Genomic DNA, 15195 nt, shown 5'->3' on the forward strand with positions numbered 1-15195 from the left:
AAACACTTCTGTCCCAGCCTCTTTTTTAATGTCATCATACCTAAATCACGTTTTTCTTTTATATCATTTCTTCAACGAAACTAACTAAACGATCCTTTAAATTCTCTGTATTGTCTTTAAGAGATTCTCCGTAAGAAGAGATTTTTTTTCTGCCGTCTTTGACTTTACCTAAAACATTCATCATAGAATCAAGCTCATCATCAGATAAATCATCTACAATCCCTAGCAATTTTTCATTGCCGCCAAATTTATCATTCACAAATTTTTTCGCTTTACAACGATTTGTTACATGATATACTTTTTTGACGATTTTCTCAGAAGCAATCACTGCTACTGATAGGCCTGCTACTGCAGCAATACTTAAACCAATACTTATTTTTGTTGATGTTTTCATGCTTTTCAGCTCCTTCTTACTATCTATTCTTATGATAACACACTCTTAAAAATTGAGGTAATAAAACAAAATACTAGTTGTTTTTTAATCGCGGCGATTATTTCCGCCAAATAAAATAATCAAACGAAGTAATTGTAAAAATGTTGCTAATGCTGCAGCGACATAAGTCAAGGCAGCAGCAAATAATACTTTTCTAGCCATCGGTACTTCTTCTTCTGTCAAAATATTTCCATCTGATAGAATTTTTAAGGCCCTACGTGAGGCATTGAATTCTACTGGTAGTGTAACCAACTGGAAAAGCAAAGCCAATGAAAAAGCCAGTATTCCGATATTGATCAATGTTTGATTCCAGCTAAACAACACACCAACTAAGATAATTGGAAATGACAAAGCAGAACCAAAGTTCGCGACAGGTACGATTGCTGCACGAATTTTTAACGGACTATAGCCTGTATGATCCTGCACCGCATGCCCACATTCATGAGCGGCAACCCCAATCGCTGCAACAGATGTTGATTGTGCCGTTGCTTCAGATAAACTCAACAGTTTAGTGTTGGAATTATAATTATCGGTTAAGTCTCCAGCTATTTGTTGAACCCCAACATTGTTGATTTGTTCCTTTTCTAAAATAAATTGTGCTGCTTTAGTTCCGGTTATATTATTTCTACTTTGAACTTTATCATATTTTTTAAACGTACTATTTACGTAAGCTGATGCAGCCATTGAAATTAACAATCCCACAATCACCAAAATATATGTTGGATCAAATATTGCGTAAAAAGGCATCATTTTTATTCCCCCTTATTCTTTTCTATATTGTATCATGAGATTCTAAAAAAAGTGTAACTATAACTTGACGAAATTATGAACTCTAAGATTCAATCTCTAACAAAACTGTCACATTAATTTAAGACAATTCAATGGCATCCTCCTCTAAAAAAGGGCATACTAGGGAAGAGGTGACTATAATGAAAAAATTACTATTATTTATCCTACCATTCATTGTTTTAACTGCTGGTGTCTGGTTTGGTTATAATTATTATTTTGGTGGAAAAGATTACTATACTCGTGTTGGTACACCAACAGAAATAAAATCAGGGAAATTTGATACTGGTGAAAAATATACAGAATATAATTATACGCAAACCGCATTTGATAAAAAAGGTGAAAAAAGCGTTCAAACTATGAGAGAAATTAGAGATCAACCATTACGAATCAATGCGTATTTAAAGTTAAAAGTCAATCCTAGAAAAGGAGTACTCAGCTGGGAAGAAGTATCTGAATCAACCATACCTGAAAAAGCCCTTAAACAACTGACTAACTAAACTTAAAAAGCCCTTCATCGATTTTGATGAAAGGCTTTTTTATTACAATTGGTTACTGATTTTTTCAATATTTTTCAAAACAATCGATACTGTACCATCTGGATTATTAACAAATTCAATTAAATCCCCATTTCGATATACTTCAAGTGGAACAATTAGTTCGATCCCATTGCTCATTTTCAGTTTTTGCTTACCAAATTTTTTCTCTGAAATTTCTCTTGCTTCACGAACAGGGGGTGTTTTGTCGACAAATTTTGATTCATTGACTTCATCTTGATACGCCATCCGTGCAGAAATATTCTCTTTGAAAACTAACTCTGCTACTTGCTCATTGTCGATCGTTCCTGTTTCTTCAATACTTTCATAAACAGCTTCTTTTACAGAAGCGATCAATTCAAACTCATCTTCGTTGAATTTTTTTCCGATTCGTTTTACTGCTTTTTTGATTTCCTTCATATTTTCTTCTATAGAAGGTGCCGGTTGTGATTCAATAACTTTTTCCGAGAAGTACCAAACTTTTTCACCAGAAAATTCATAACGTTTCTCTAGTAGCTCATAGGCTAAAGTATCAAGATTAACGGTCATCCCCTCATCTGGTTTTTGCGATTTTGAAGGTAAAATCGCTCGATTGATAATTAATTTATTGTAGACCGCTTCATCTTCGTAGTCCACATAATGAGTGTAGCTTTCTTTATAATTTAGTTTGATCATTCCTAAGTGCATCACAGTATCTAACTCATATAAAATGAACAGGACATCCGCACTTGGTGCATCCTCACTACCAGAATAAACATCATACCAATGCTGAGCTAATTGCTGACTTTTTTGAACAAAGTCATTTGGAATTCCTCGCATTTTATCAACAAACCCGCTCTTCTCTGCCAAGATCCCAGTTTTTGTTTGAGCCGTTGAAAGTTTTGTTATTTTACTTGTTAAATAAACCCGAATGTATTCAGTCGTTAAATCTAATTCCTTTGCTGAAAACACCGGAGTTCCCGTTTCACGATCAATAATGTGTAAAATAGCACTTTTTAAATAAATATCCATAGTCATTCTCCCTTTTCTTAAGCCCTATTTAGTCTACCCGAAAGAACCAAAAAAGCCAACTATTTTTATTAGAAAAGCGGAACACGTTTGCTCAGATCCTGAGTGATATAAGAAAAATAATTTTAGCAGGGTGCTTTTCCCTGTGAATTCTTTTTCGTTATCACCGAAGGATCTAACGTGTGTAGCTGGATTAGCAGAAAAGCGGAACAAATCGCTTAGCCTTGGAGAAAATTAGGAATCTGAATGTGGAACGCTTCTTGTTCCATGTGAGGATTATCTATTTTCCTCAAAGGCTGATTTGTGCAACTAGATCAGCAGAAAAGCGGAACACGTTTGTTCAGATCCTGAGTGATATAAGAAAAAAATTTTAACAGGGTGCTTTTCCCTGTGAATTCTTTTTCGTTATCACCGAAGGATTTAACGTGTATAGCTGGATCAGTAGAAAAGCGGAACACGTTTGCTCAGATCCTGAGTGATATAAGAGAAATAATTTTAACAGGGTGCTTTCCCTTGTGAATTCTTTTTCGTTATCTCTGAAGGATCTAATGTGTATAGCTGGATCAAGAAAAGCGGAATGAGCTTGTTCAGCTCTGACAGAAAAATAGGGAATCTTCTTTGTGATTCTTTTTATCACGAATAAGATTCATCTTAAAAAAAGCAAGACAACAACTTCTTGTCTTGCTTTAGCAAATCATAGAACAATTTTATCTAAAACTATTCATTTAGTTTTCTTCAACAAATAATTTCCCAGTCGCTTCGTCAACAGGATCTATTTTGTTGAAAATGCCTTTCGTTCTAAAAATGTAAGTTAAAATGAATGGAACAACTACAGCAATCAGCATGGCTCCTAAAAATGGCACGTAGTATTGTGGAACAATCGATAAGATACCCGGCAAGCCGCCAACACCGATGCTGATTGCTTTAACATCAAACAGTGTAGAAAACAGCCCGGCGCAAGCAGATCCAATCATTCCAGCCACAAATGGATAAATATACTTCAAATTAATCCCGAACATCGCGGGCTCAGTAACACCTAAATAACATGAAATCATTGCAGGAATCGAAACTTGCTCCTCTTCCTTATTCCCTCTATGCATAAAGACAACAGCCAATACGGCAGAACCTTGGGCAATATTCGATAATGCGATCATTGGCCACAAATTTGTTGATTTAAAATCAGCAATCAATTGTAAATCGATTGCATTCGTCATATGATGCAACCCTGTAATAACCAACGGCGCATACATGAAACCAAAGACTGCACCAAACAACCAATTAAGCGAAGAGGTTAAACCTGCATTAACGATATCTGAAATCCAACTGCCGATCGTCCAACCAATTGGGCCTAAAATCACATGTGCTGCAATGACGGTTGGAACTAAGGCAAAGAGTGGGACAAAAATCATTGAAACGGCTTGGGGAATAACTTTTCTGAAAAATATTTCTAAATAGGCTAGTAAAAATCCAGCTAACATCGCTGGGATAACTTGTGCTTGATACCCAATCATATTTACTTGAGCAAACCCAAAATCCCAAAATGGAATATCAGCGGCGGCTGTACTTGCTACAGAATAAGCATTTAATAATTGCGGTGATACCAACGTAATCCCTAAAACAATCCCCAGAATTTGAGTGGTTCCCATTTTTTTAGTAATACTCCAAGTAATACCCACTGGCAAGAATTGGAAAATGGCTTCACCAATCAACCATAAAAATGAGTTCACTCCACTCCAAAATTGTGAAACTTCAACAATCTTCTGACCATCCAAAAAGCCAAATGGAATCCCTTCCAATACATTTCTAAATCCAAGAATCAATCCACCAATAACCAAAGCCGGAATCAGCGGTGTAAAAATTTCAGCTAAAACAGAAATCGCTCGTTGGACGGGATTAAGATTTTGTTTGGCTGCCGCTTTCCCCTGCTCTTTGGAAACGCCTTCAAGTCCTGAAATAGCAGAAAACTCATTATAAAACTGAGGGACTTCGTTACCAATAATAACTTGAAACTGTCCAGCATTTGTGAACGTACCTTTTACAGATGGAATTTTTTCGATCGCTGTCGTATCCGCTTTACTAGGATCATTAAGCACAAAACGCATCCGTGTTGCACAGTGTGAAACCGCAGCAATATTTTCCTTGCCCCCTACATCCTCTAACAGTTTTTTTGCATCTTCTTGAAACTTACCCATTTCCTTTGCTCCTCTCGTGTAACTTGTATATACAATTAATCTGTATTTGTATAATACTTTATTATTTCATTTTTTACAAGCGTTTTCTTTTTAAAAAATCATTTTTTTTATTCGCAAATAGAATCTAGGTTACAAATTGGATATACAAAGTACGCCTCTCATTTTCAAATTATTAGAAAATACTTCGCAAAATGGTACACTTGGATTTATCAAATAAAAAATGAAATGGCTGCTCAAAAGTAGTTATTTTGACTGAGGAAAAAATGAAAAAAAATAAACTTGCTAGTAAATTAAAAAAACGCTTGTCAGCTGTTCAAGTATTGGCATTAGGATTTATTGTACTGATTTTTGTTGGAGGAACGCTTCTATCACTACCGATTTTCTCACGTAGTGGTAATGCCACACCTTTTATTGATGCACTATTCACTGCTGTTTCTGCCGTTTGCGTCACTGGCTTGACCACACTTAATACCGCTTTACATTGGAATGCTTATGGTCAATTGGTTATTATGATCCTAATTGAAATTGGCGGCTTAGGGTTTATGACGATGCCCGTGATTTTGTATTTTTTTTACGATGAAAAATAACATTGAGTACGCGGATATTATTACGAGAAGCTCTCAATCTGGATGATATGTCTGGAGCATTTCGTCTAATGATGTATGTGGTTAAATTAGCGGCAATCATTCAATTAGCTGGTGCCATATTGCTTTCAATTGAATTTGTCCCTGAATTTGGGTGGAGAAAAGGACTCTTCTTTGGACTATTTCACTCTATTTCCAGTTTTTGTAATGCGGGATTTGATTTATTAGGAGATAGTTTAACACCTTATCAAACAAAGCCTTACGTTTTACTCGTTATTGGGGCTTTAATTATTTCTGGTGGCCTAGGTTTTATCGTTTGGCAAGATTTACTACGTTTTAAAGAGAAACGGAAATTTTCCTTGCACACAAAGATTGCTCTGATTACGACTGCTTCTTTATTGGTTGGCGCTTTTATTATCTTTTTCCTTACAGAGCACAATGCAAGCAACCTAACAACAGGAACAAGTTTTTTTGAACGACTAGCGAATACCTTTTTCATGTCCGTGACACCAAGAACCGCAGGGTATTATTCAATTGATTATATACAGATGACCAATGCCGGCTTGATCACAACCATTTTTCTAATGTATGTTGGTGGAACATCTGGCTCTACCGCTGGTGGTCTAAAAACAACTACATTTGCAGTTTTAGTTATTCAAATCGTATCGATTTTCAAAGGTCGAACACGCGCAGAATTTCAAGGTCGAACAATCAGAAATAGCACAGTATTTCGTGCATTGACCCTATTTTTCATCACCCTGACTTTATGCGTTCTGTCGATCATGCTTTTAACAATCACAGAAAATATACCAGAATCTTCTGGAATAGAATACGTTGCGTTTGAAGTATTTTCGGCTTTCGGCACGGTAGGACTGACTATGGGCTTAACACCTGACTTGTCTATCGCCGGAAAAATTATCATTATGTTATTGATGTATATTGGTCGAGTAGGAATTTATACAATTGGTTTTTCATTGCTGACAAAATTCCAAAAGCAGCAAGCTAAATTTAAGTACCCAGATGAAAGTGTTATGATTGGATAAATGAAGACATGGAAAAAAGAGTTTGGAGCCTAACTTTTTGAGTTAGGCTCCAAACTCTTTTTCTTTATCCTATTTACTATCTAAATAAAAAATCCCACCCTCTATTGAAGGTGGGAAAAGGAGTTTTACTCAAAAGAGTAAAATGAAAAAATAAAAAGGGTTGTTGTTGGTATGAGTGTATAATACTATTTTTTTAAATTATTATCAACTAATATCCCTTGGATAATCACTATTGTTTTAAAAAAATGATTAGAACGTTTCCTTTATTTACAATAAAAATGAAATCTCATTTAAATAATCTTCTAGAATAATAAAAATCCCACTTTCTATTGAAAGTGGGAAAAGGAGTTTTACTCTAGAAGAGTAAAATGAAAAAATAAAAAGGGTTGTTGTTGGTATAACAGTATGATAACTTCAATTAACTAAAATTTCAACTAATAACCCTCGCAAAATTTAAATTAAGTAGATTTATCACATAAGCAACTCAAAAAAATATTATTTTTAAATATCAATTTATTTTTATTATTTTATTAAATTGTGATCAATATGAAATGATCACAATAAAAAAACGATCCAATATGATTGGATCGTTCTGAAAGTCTTCAATTAGTTTTTAACGATATTTGTTGCTTGTGGTCCACGTTGACCTTCTTCGATATCAAATGATACGCTTTGGCCTTCGTCTAAAGATTTGAATCCGTCACCTTGGATTGCTGAAAAGTGAGCGAATAAATCTGTTCCGTTATCTTGAGTAATAAAACCAAAACCTTTATCTGCGTTAAACCATTTCACTGTACCTGTATTCATAGATGTGTTCCTCCTAGTGCTCTTAGCACGATTAATTTTTGCAATACCTTTGTGATAAAAAAAGAGGAATTAAAACACCCTTACGAATGAAATGACCTATTAATTTAAATTACAATTATACTACATTTGTTATTGTACAACGGAATGATATGAATGTATACATTTTTATCGATTTATGAGAGAACACTCATTTTACGTTTACAGACTTGTTTCACCTATTACGTTAGGATCAACTTAAAATCCCACCTCGAATGAAGTGGGATAAGGATAGTTATTTGTTAAGGTATTGATTTTTCAGACTTGTTCAGTCTACTATATAAAGTCTATTCATGCAAACATATTTTATAAAACTTATTTTTTCGTATAATAAATACGATCCAAAGCAATGGTTATGAGTAAAAATACGTGCTGATCTTGTGTATCATCGATCTCAATATGGTATTCATCTCCACCTATTGTTAACTTCTTTTTGTCAATATCACAAAGAATCTTATCATTCAATCTAAATTGATGACTACCCTTCATGCCATAACCTAACTTGACTTCCCCAATTGGTGAATCGACGTTCATTTGATAACTAAAGATATTCAATGAGCGCGACATTGAAATGGCCTTTTGCACCTGTACTGAAATATGATATTTTTTTAAATTATATCGTAAAAATGAGCCAGTGATACTTAAAAAGTTCACATTCGTCTCACATTTAGCTAACGTTTGGTCTTCTAGGTCCGTAATTTCAAATTTTTCTCTTCACAAAAAACTTCCTTTTACTTTATATAGTGCATTACCTGCTGCATCCAAAACTTCATATGTTGGATTCAAAGCAACCAATTTTTGTTTAATAATATATTTCATATCGAATCTCCCTTTTTCTCTTCCCTTTTTACTGAAATCTCTGCATAATTTAAGCGATTATATTCATCATCATAGACGGATAAATTGACAGGTGTAGTTGTGTCTACTAATTTAAAGACTTCATATAGGTAGACCTATTTCTTAGGTATATCTGAACATCTACACTGAATCACTAAATAAAAATGAGTGCGGGCAAACGAAATTTCGTCTTGCTCCGCACTCTAAATCTGAGTAACTATTGAGAAAAAAGTTGATTCTATCAAGTACAATAGCTACTATTACTCTCTACTCTTAAAAAGTAGTTCAATTTTCTTCACAAAACTTTGGGCCATTTTATCTGAATGTGTGATAACAATGATCGTATCACTCCCAGCAATCGTTCCAGCAATCTCTTCGTATTTTACTTCATCAATATAATTCGTAATGACATCTGCCAAGCCATTCTCAGTATGAATCAATACAATAAACGCTACTTGCTCGATCCTTTTTAATGAACCTTGCAACGCTTCACGTAGTTTCTTCTCACTATCTTTTTCTGAGGCTTGATCCACAATGGTATATTTGATTTCGCCATCTTCTTGATAGGTTTTTACAATTGATAATTCCTTAGCATCTCTAGAGATCGTCGACTGTGTGGCATTTACACCATTTCGGCTAAGTAAAGCCAGTAACTCTTCTTGGGTTTCAATCGTATTTTGGCTAATCAGTTGTCTAATAATTTTTTGCCGTTCCTCTTTATTCATTTTTCACTTCCTAGTTTGCTCTCTATAACATCAACATCGCACCAATCAATACCAATAGATTCATAAGACTGATGATAATAATTGGTTTTAGCATAAATTTAGTCCATGTCGAATAATCGATTTTAGAAATTTCCAAACCGCCCATGACCACACCTGAAGTGGGTGTAATTAAATTGATCAAATCGCAACCAGCTGTAAAAATCATTACTATCACATCAGGACTCAATCCGATATTATGGGCGAGTCCTCCCATAACTGGGATCGAAACGTAGGCTAATACAGAAGTTGATGGAATTAAAAATGAAAGCAGCAGATATAAAATATACGCACCGATCACAAATAAAATTGGAGACAGCCCTTGAAGTGCAGAAGCAGATTTATCTAAGATAAATAAATCCAAGTGTGTTGTCGCCATCAAGATCGATGCACCTCTAGCCACTACAATAATCAACACAACGGACAAAATATCTTTGACTCCATCAATAAAGGTTGTGATCGTTTGTTTTTCTGATAGCCCATAGACAACTGCAATAACTAAACTCATCAAGAAAAACCACATAGCAAGATCACCGAAATACCAATGACCAAAACTAGTTCCAGTCAGAAAAGCTGTCCAGCCATTAAAGATATGAACACCAAATGACTCCCATGGAATCAACGAGACCACCATCACAAGAAAGCCAAAAGAGAAAATACTTAGTATTAGCTTATGCTTCTGGGTAAAAGGCAACTCTTTATTTTCATCTTGTCCAAAATACACTTCCATATCTTTTTGTTCTTGTAAAGAAAGTAAGGTAGACCCTTTATCTGCTTTGACTTTTTTAGCGTATTTCATCATATAAAAAATAGAGAATAAGGTGGTTGTAAACCATAAGATCAAGCCTATTATTAAAATCACGCCAGTGTTAGGCTGGATATTGATACTTTTTAGTGCATCCATTGCAACCCCTGTCGCAAAAGGATTAACCGTTGAGCCGATCACACCAGAACCTGCTCCTAACAGAACGGTTCCCACTGCCACCAATGTATCAAATCCTGCAGCAACCATCGTAGCGGTGATCAGTGCATAAAAGGGTAAAGTTTCTTCAGCCATCCCGTAAGTAGAGCCACCGATCGAAAATAACACCATCAAAATCGGAATAATGATCAACTCATTGCCTTTCAATTTACGAACTACATGTTGGATGCCTGCTTCTAAAGCACCCGTTTTAGTAAGAATATTCAGAAATCCACCTAAAACTAAGATAAAAACACAAATCTCAATCGCATCTTTAAAGCCATTAAACGGTGACATCACTAAATCAGAGATTTTTGCCCCCACCACATGATCAACGGCTTTTGTTCCTCCTGAGGGAATTGTTGGTGTAAAACGTTCTCCCGCTATAAACCAAGAAACAATAGTCAAAGCAATGATTATAATAAACAAAATACTAAAGGAGGATAAGGATTTTTTCTGTCTTTGCTTTTTTGTTTTTTCTATTCTTTTTTCTGTATGAGAACCATACTTTTCCTTTCCTGTTTTTTCCATTCTTTTCAACATAAGAAGAAAAATACAGGGAAATACTAGTCATAATCCAAAGAAAAATAAGCTGGATCAAAAAAGATCAATTCTTTATGCAGATACTGAATTTTCTTTTTTTTAACCAATTTCTTTATTACAAGGCACGCTGTTTCTCTGGTTGTGCCACTGCTATGAGAAATATCATTCATTAAAATCGGATAGGGGATCACAACCTGATTAAAATAGTTTTTTTCGCCTAAATCATGCATCAAAATCGCCAGCGTATTTTTAACACGCTGGGATGCACTAGAAGTCACACAGCTTTCGATTTTAAGGACATGCTTTTTTAATGCCAAAGTGACTTGATTAAAATAAAATAGCAACTGCTGATTATTCCCCTGTATCACTTTTTCAAAAATTTTTCTTGAGATGTAACACACTTCGATATCGGTAATGGCAATAGCAGAGAAATGATAGTTTTCATCTGTAAAAAGTCCAGTCAACGGGAAAACCGCTTTGTCTTTCACAAAGTTTAAGTAAAAAAGTGTACCTGATTGATCAATTTTTTCAAATTTCACAAGCCCCTTTTTCAAAATAAACATCCGGTTTCGCTCATCACCAGCATCAAAAAGAACTTGCCCTTTTTTGTAGGCTCTACAATATGAATTTTCTTGGATGACGGCTGCTTCCTCTTCATTTAGTAGGGAAAAATATTGGCATCCTTCAAGTGCTTGATTCTCTTGTATTACTGTCATTTTTTTCAACTCCAACTTAGTCAATAATTTTTTCTACTCATGCTCTTCAATGAAGTGTGGTTTTAATTATTCAAAAACGATTTCTGTCCCCACCTCTTGCTCGCCAAACTCACTTAGTTTTTCTAGCGACGTGATCACCGCTTTATTCAGCGGTTTTGCTTTAACATATTGAATAGCCGCTTCTACTTTAGGAAGCATACTTCCAGGTTCAAATTGTCCTTGTTTGATATAGTTTTCTAATTCTTTAACCGTTACTTTTTTTAGTTTTTGTTCGTCTTTTTTGCCAAAATTAATCGCAACATTTTCAACCCCAGTTAGAATAACAAATAAATCTGCATCGGTTAGCTCGGCTATTTTTTATGAAGAAAAATCTTTATCGATCACTGCTTCTACTCCCGTTAATTCTTTACCGACAACAGGAATTCCACCGCCTCCCCCGCAAATCGTAATAATCTTATTTGCAATCAAGGTTTTGATGATCTGATGTTCTTGGATGGATAAAGGTTTTGGACTAGGCACCACTTTGCGCCAACCACGACCAGCATCTTCTTTATATAAAGTATTCGTTTCATTCATTAGTGTTTGTGCTGCTGCTTCCGTTAAAAATGGCCCAATTGGTTTAGTTAGATTTTGGAACGCTGGATCATTTTCTGAAACAACAGTTTGTGTGATCAAGGTTGCTACTTCTTTTTTTAGAACAGCCGCTTCCAACTCTTTTAATAAGGCATTTTTTAACCAATACCCAATACTTCCTTGGGTCATAGCAACACAGGTATCTAAGGGCATTGCTGGGTTTTCTTTTGAATCAGCTACCTGTTGTTGAATCAATAAGTTCCCCACTTGAGGACCATTACCATGAGAAATCACGATTTGATAGCCTTTTTGAATTAATTTGACTAGCTGTTTCGCTGTATAAAGCAACGCTTTTTGTTGCGCTGTGGAACTTGCATCTGTCGATAAAATCGCATTGCCACCCAATGCGATAACAATTGTTGGCTTTTCCATAAAATCCCTGCTTCCTGTTTAATCAGTCTTTTCTTTCTTAAACCTTAGGAATAAAAAGATTCCCTAGCGTTGCTGCCATGATTGCTTTAATAGAATGCATTCTATTAAAGCTTCTTCAAATTGTCTGCCGTATTGACTTCTAAACACTTCATCGGTGATTTCCATTTCGCTGATACCAAATTTTTCCTTGACCATTTGACCGTATTCCGTCGTAGCATCATGGAACGCTGGCAAGCAGTGAAGAACGATTAGTTTTCCTTGCGCGTTACCTGTTTTATTAACCATTTCCATATTGATTTGATAATCTTTTAATAAACGAACCCGTTCTTCAAATTTATCTTCTTCGCCCTTTGAAACCCAGACATCCGTATAAAGAACATTGGCTCCTTGAACTCCTTGTGCCACATCATCAGTAATCATGATCTCACTACCTGATCCAGCTGCAAATTTTTTCGCATAGGCCACAACAGATTCCTCTGGAAATAGTGATTCAGGCGCACAGATTCTAACGTTAACCCCTAAAATAGCCCCAGTTATTAGTAAACTATTGGCCATATTATTCCGCCCATCGCCAACGTAAACCAGTGTAACATCTTCAAGTGTCCCAAAATTTTCTTTAATGGTCATATAATCTGCGATCATTTGAGTTGGATGCCATTCATCTGTCAAACCATTCCAAACGGGCACACAAGAATATTTAGCCAAATCTTCCACAACTTGTTGACTGAATCCTCTAAATTCAATCCCATCAAACATACTACCTAAAACCTTCGCAGTATCTTCTACTGACTCTTTTTTCCCTAATTGAATGTCATTTTTCCCTAAAAATTCAGGATGCGCTCCTAAATCAATTGATGCCGTTGTAAAGGCTGAACGAGTTCGGGTAGATGTTTTTTCAAACAGTAACGCAATGTTTTTCCCTTCAAGATAATGATGAGGAATTCCTTGTTTTTTTAATTTTTTTAAATGAATAGAAAAATCGATCAAATAGTTTAACTCTTCCTTTGTAAAATCCTTTTCTGCTAATAAACTACGTCCTTTAAATACTGAATCTGTCATAATAGTTTCCTCCTAATTTTAAAAGCGTAGCAAAACGCTAAGTTCCTGAACAATTTAGGAAATCAGCTTAAAGATGTTTTTGGTCTTTCAGATGATTTATTTAATTGTTGAGGGAACTGTTTCGCGAAGCTAGATAGTTTTAAAAGCGGAACAAATCGGTAAATCCTGTAGAAAATTAGGAAATTGGCTTTGAAACGTTCTTTGTTTCACTGACAATTTATCTATTTTCATAAGGATTAATTTGTGCAGCTAGATATGGTAACAATGTTCCGTTTCGCTATACCTTGTACTTTTCAACATAAAAACAACTAATGGAAGCAACGTTCCTTTCAGTCAACTTGTACCAATCAACATCAACTCATTTCTTCGTTGTGTTTCTTGGCATGTTTCTCGGCATGTTTTAAAGCAAAAGCGTAATAAGCTCAATTAAATATCTGTCCGATCAAACGGCATACTCATACAACGAGGTCCACCACGTCCACGAACCAGTTCACTGCCAGGAATATAATTTAGCTTAACGCCTGCTTCTTCTAATTTTTGATTTGTAACCGTATTGCGGTCATAAACCACTACTTCTCCAGGTGCAATTGCAAGTGTATTCGAACCATCATTCCATTGTTCTCGTGCTGCGGCAGTAGGATTTCCTCCGCCACAACGGATCAAAGTCACATGATCTAGCTCTAAATATTTGCATAGAATATGTTCTAAGGTATCTGTTTCTTCGGAAATGACTAAACCATCTTTTCCTTGAGAAATTGAGTAAATCGTTAAGTTCCCTTCAATTTCGGGGTGGATCGTAAATTTGTCATGGTCGACCATTGTAAATACGGTATCCAGATGCATGAACTTACGCTCTTCACCAATATCAAAGGCTAAAACTCGTTCAAAGCCTAACTCTTGTTCAAAAATATTTCTAGCTAGTTTTTCAATAGAAACCACGTCTGTTCGCTGAGAAATCCCAACGGCAATTAATTTTTTGGATAAAATCAGTTCATCGCCGCCTTCAATACGAGTATTTTCATCGCGACTGTAGACCATTGGTACTTGAGCCGTTTTGAACATTGGATGATGACCAAAAATATATTTACCATACAATGTTTCTCTTCTTCTAGTAACTGAGTACATCCGATTTAGTGAAACACCATGACCGATCGTTGCAAATGGGTCACGAGTAAAATATAGATTGGGCATTGGATCGATAATAAATGGATAATGCGTGTCAGCAAGATTAGATAAACTATTTTGTTTCAAGGTAGCCAGCTCTGACTTTTGGATTCCTGCCATTGTCTTATCAATCAGTTCTCTCCCGTCAGGAATAGATTGTAAAAACTCTTGTAAAAACTGTTTGGTTCGTTCTTCTTTGATATCGGCTTCAATTAGGTATTCAGTAATAAACTGGTCTTTGATCGTTTGCTCTGTTAATGATTCTGCCGCTAAGTCTTCCAAATATAAAACCTCTACACCTTTTAGTCTTAACGTTTCTGCAAAAAAATCATGTTCTTTTTGGGCTTGTTCTAAAAAGGGAATATCGTCAAAAAGAAGTGATTCCAGATAATCTGGCATTAAATTTTCTAATTCCTTTCCTGGTCTGTGGAGCATTACTGTGTTCAATTTTCCAATTTCAGAAAAAATATTAATTGGATTCTTCATCAAAATACCTCCTTCTTTTGGTTCGTTATTAGCGTAACAAAATGATAGCGTTCTCTTCTTAGTGTTTTTCAAATTCAAAAGACTAAGATAACCTCATTATGCAAAAATGATGCATATTTTTTCATACATTTAAATTGAGAGGGAAATCTGAACTAGTTAAATTTATACTTATCCTATTTTTTCGAGAATATACAGGCTTTTTATTAAAAAAAATTTACTAGGTGTTCTATTAGTAGCT

11 protein-coding genes and 3 pseudogenes are annotated in these 15195 nt (G+C 35.3%); 2 read left to right on the forward strand and 12 right to left on the reverse strand.

Translation table 11 applies throughout. The features are described from left to right. Window positions 1-58 precede the first annotated feature (58 nt). A complete protein-coding gene (locus A5866_RS04065) occupies window positions 59-394 on the reverse strand; it encodes a hypothetical protein (RefSeq protein WP_086444307.1) in 336 nt (111 codons plus the stop codon). A gap of 84 nt (window positions 395-478) precedes the next feature. Next, window positions 479-1183, reverse strand: a complete 705-nt coding sequence (locus tag A5866_RS04070) for a zinc metallopeptidase (RefSeq protein WP_086279211.1) — start codon at window positions 1181-1183, stop codon at window positions 479-481. 179 nt (window positions 1184-1362) lie between these two features. On the opposite strand from A5866_RS04070, the gene A5866_RS04075 reads away from it, so the two are divergent. Next, complete coding sequence (locus A5866_RS04075) at window positions 1363-1719, forward strand: YxeA family protein (RefSeq protein ID WP_086444306.1); 357 nt, start codon at window positions 1363-1365, stop codon at window positions 1717-1719. Between the two features lie 42 nt (window positions 1720-1761). Here the strand turns inward: A5866_RS04075 and A5866_RS04080 are convergent, their stop codons facing one another. Together A5866_RS04080 and treP are read right to left on the reverse strand one after the other, a co-directional pair. After that, on the reverse strand, window positions 1762-2766 hold the full coding sequence (locus tag A5866_RS04080; RefSeq protein WP_086444305.1) for a nucleoid-associated protein: 1005 nt from the start codon (window positions 2764-2766) through the stop codon (window positions 1762-1764). 722 nt (window positions 2767-3488) lie between these two features. After that, the gene (gene treP, locus A5866_RS04085; RefSeq protein ID WP_086444304.1) at window positions 3489-4955 is read right to left on the reverse strand and encodes a PTS system trehalose-specific EIIBC component; all 1467 of its coding nucleotides are present in this window, start codon (window positions 4953-4955) and stop codon (window positions 3489-3491) included. A 263-nt stretch (window positions 4956-5218) separates the two neighbouring features. Between treP and A5866_RS04090 the strand changes: the two are divergent. Further along, window positions 5219-6582 (forward strand): annotated as a pseudogene (locus tag A5866_RS04090) (TrkH family potassium uptake protein). A gap of 606 nt (window positions 6583-7188) precedes the next feature. Here the strand turns inward: A5866_RS04090 and A5866_RS04095 are convergent. The 8 genes and pseudogenes from A5866_RS04095 to arcA form a co-directional block, all read right to left on the reverse strand. Further along, the gene (locus tag A5866_RS04095) at window positions 7189-7389 is read right to left on the reverse strand and encodes a cold-shock protein (protein ID WP_010772775.1); all 201 of its coding nucleotides are present in this window, start codon (window positions 7387-7389) and stop codon (window positions 7189-7191) included. A gap of 351 nt (window positions 7390-7740) precedes the next feature. Beyond that, window positions 7741-8079, reverse strand: a complete 339-nt coding sequence (locus A5866_RS04100) for a hypothetical protein (protein WP_140335125.1) — start codon at window positions 8077-8079, stop codon at window positions 7741-7743. Between the two features lie 443 nt (window positions 8080-8522). Next, window positions 8523-8987 carry an arginine repressor gene (gene argR, locus A5866_RS04105; protein ID WP_086444302.1) on the reverse strand — a complete coding sequence of 155 codons (465 nt, stop codon included), beginning with the start codon at window positions 8985-8987 and terminating at the stop codon, window positions 8523-8525. A gap of 22 nt (window positions 8988-9009) precedes the next feature. Next, complete coding sequence (locus A5866_RS04110; RefSeq protein ID WP_086444301.1) at window positions 9010-10515, reverse strand: YfcC family protein; 1506 nt, start codon at window positions 10513-10515, stop codon at window positions 9010-9012. 35 nt (window positions 10516-10550) lie between these two features. Next, window positions 10551-11243: a Crp/Fnr family transcriptional regulator gene (locus tag A5866_RS04115; RefSeq protein ID WP_086444300.1), complete on the reverse strand. Its 693-nt coding sequence runs from the start codon at window positions 11241-11243 to the stop codon at window positions 10551-10553. Window positions 11244-11309: 66 nt separating this feature from the next. Then, a pseudogene (gene arcC, locus A5866_RS04120) lies at window positions 11310-12248 on the reverse strand (carbamate kinase). Between the two features lie 37 nt (window positions 12249-12285). Continuing rightward, a pseudogene (gene argF, locus A5866_RS04125) lies at window positions 12286-13307 on the reverse strand (ornithine carbamoyltransferase). 426 nt (window positions 13308-13733) lie between these two features. Continuing rightward, window positions 13734-14957: an arginine deiminase gene (gene arcA / locus A5866_RS04130; RefSeq protein WP_086444299.1), complete on the reverse strand. Its 1224-nt coding sequence runs from the start codon at window positions 14955-14957 to the stop codon at window positions 13734-13736. Window positions 14958-15195: the final 238 nt, after the last annotated feature.

This window comes from Enterococcus sp. 12C11_DIV0727, from assembly GCF_002148425.2.
Classification (GTDB): domain Bacteria; phylum Bacillota; class Bacilli; order Lactobacillales; family Enterococcaceae; genus Enterococcus_L; species Enterococcus_L lemimoniae.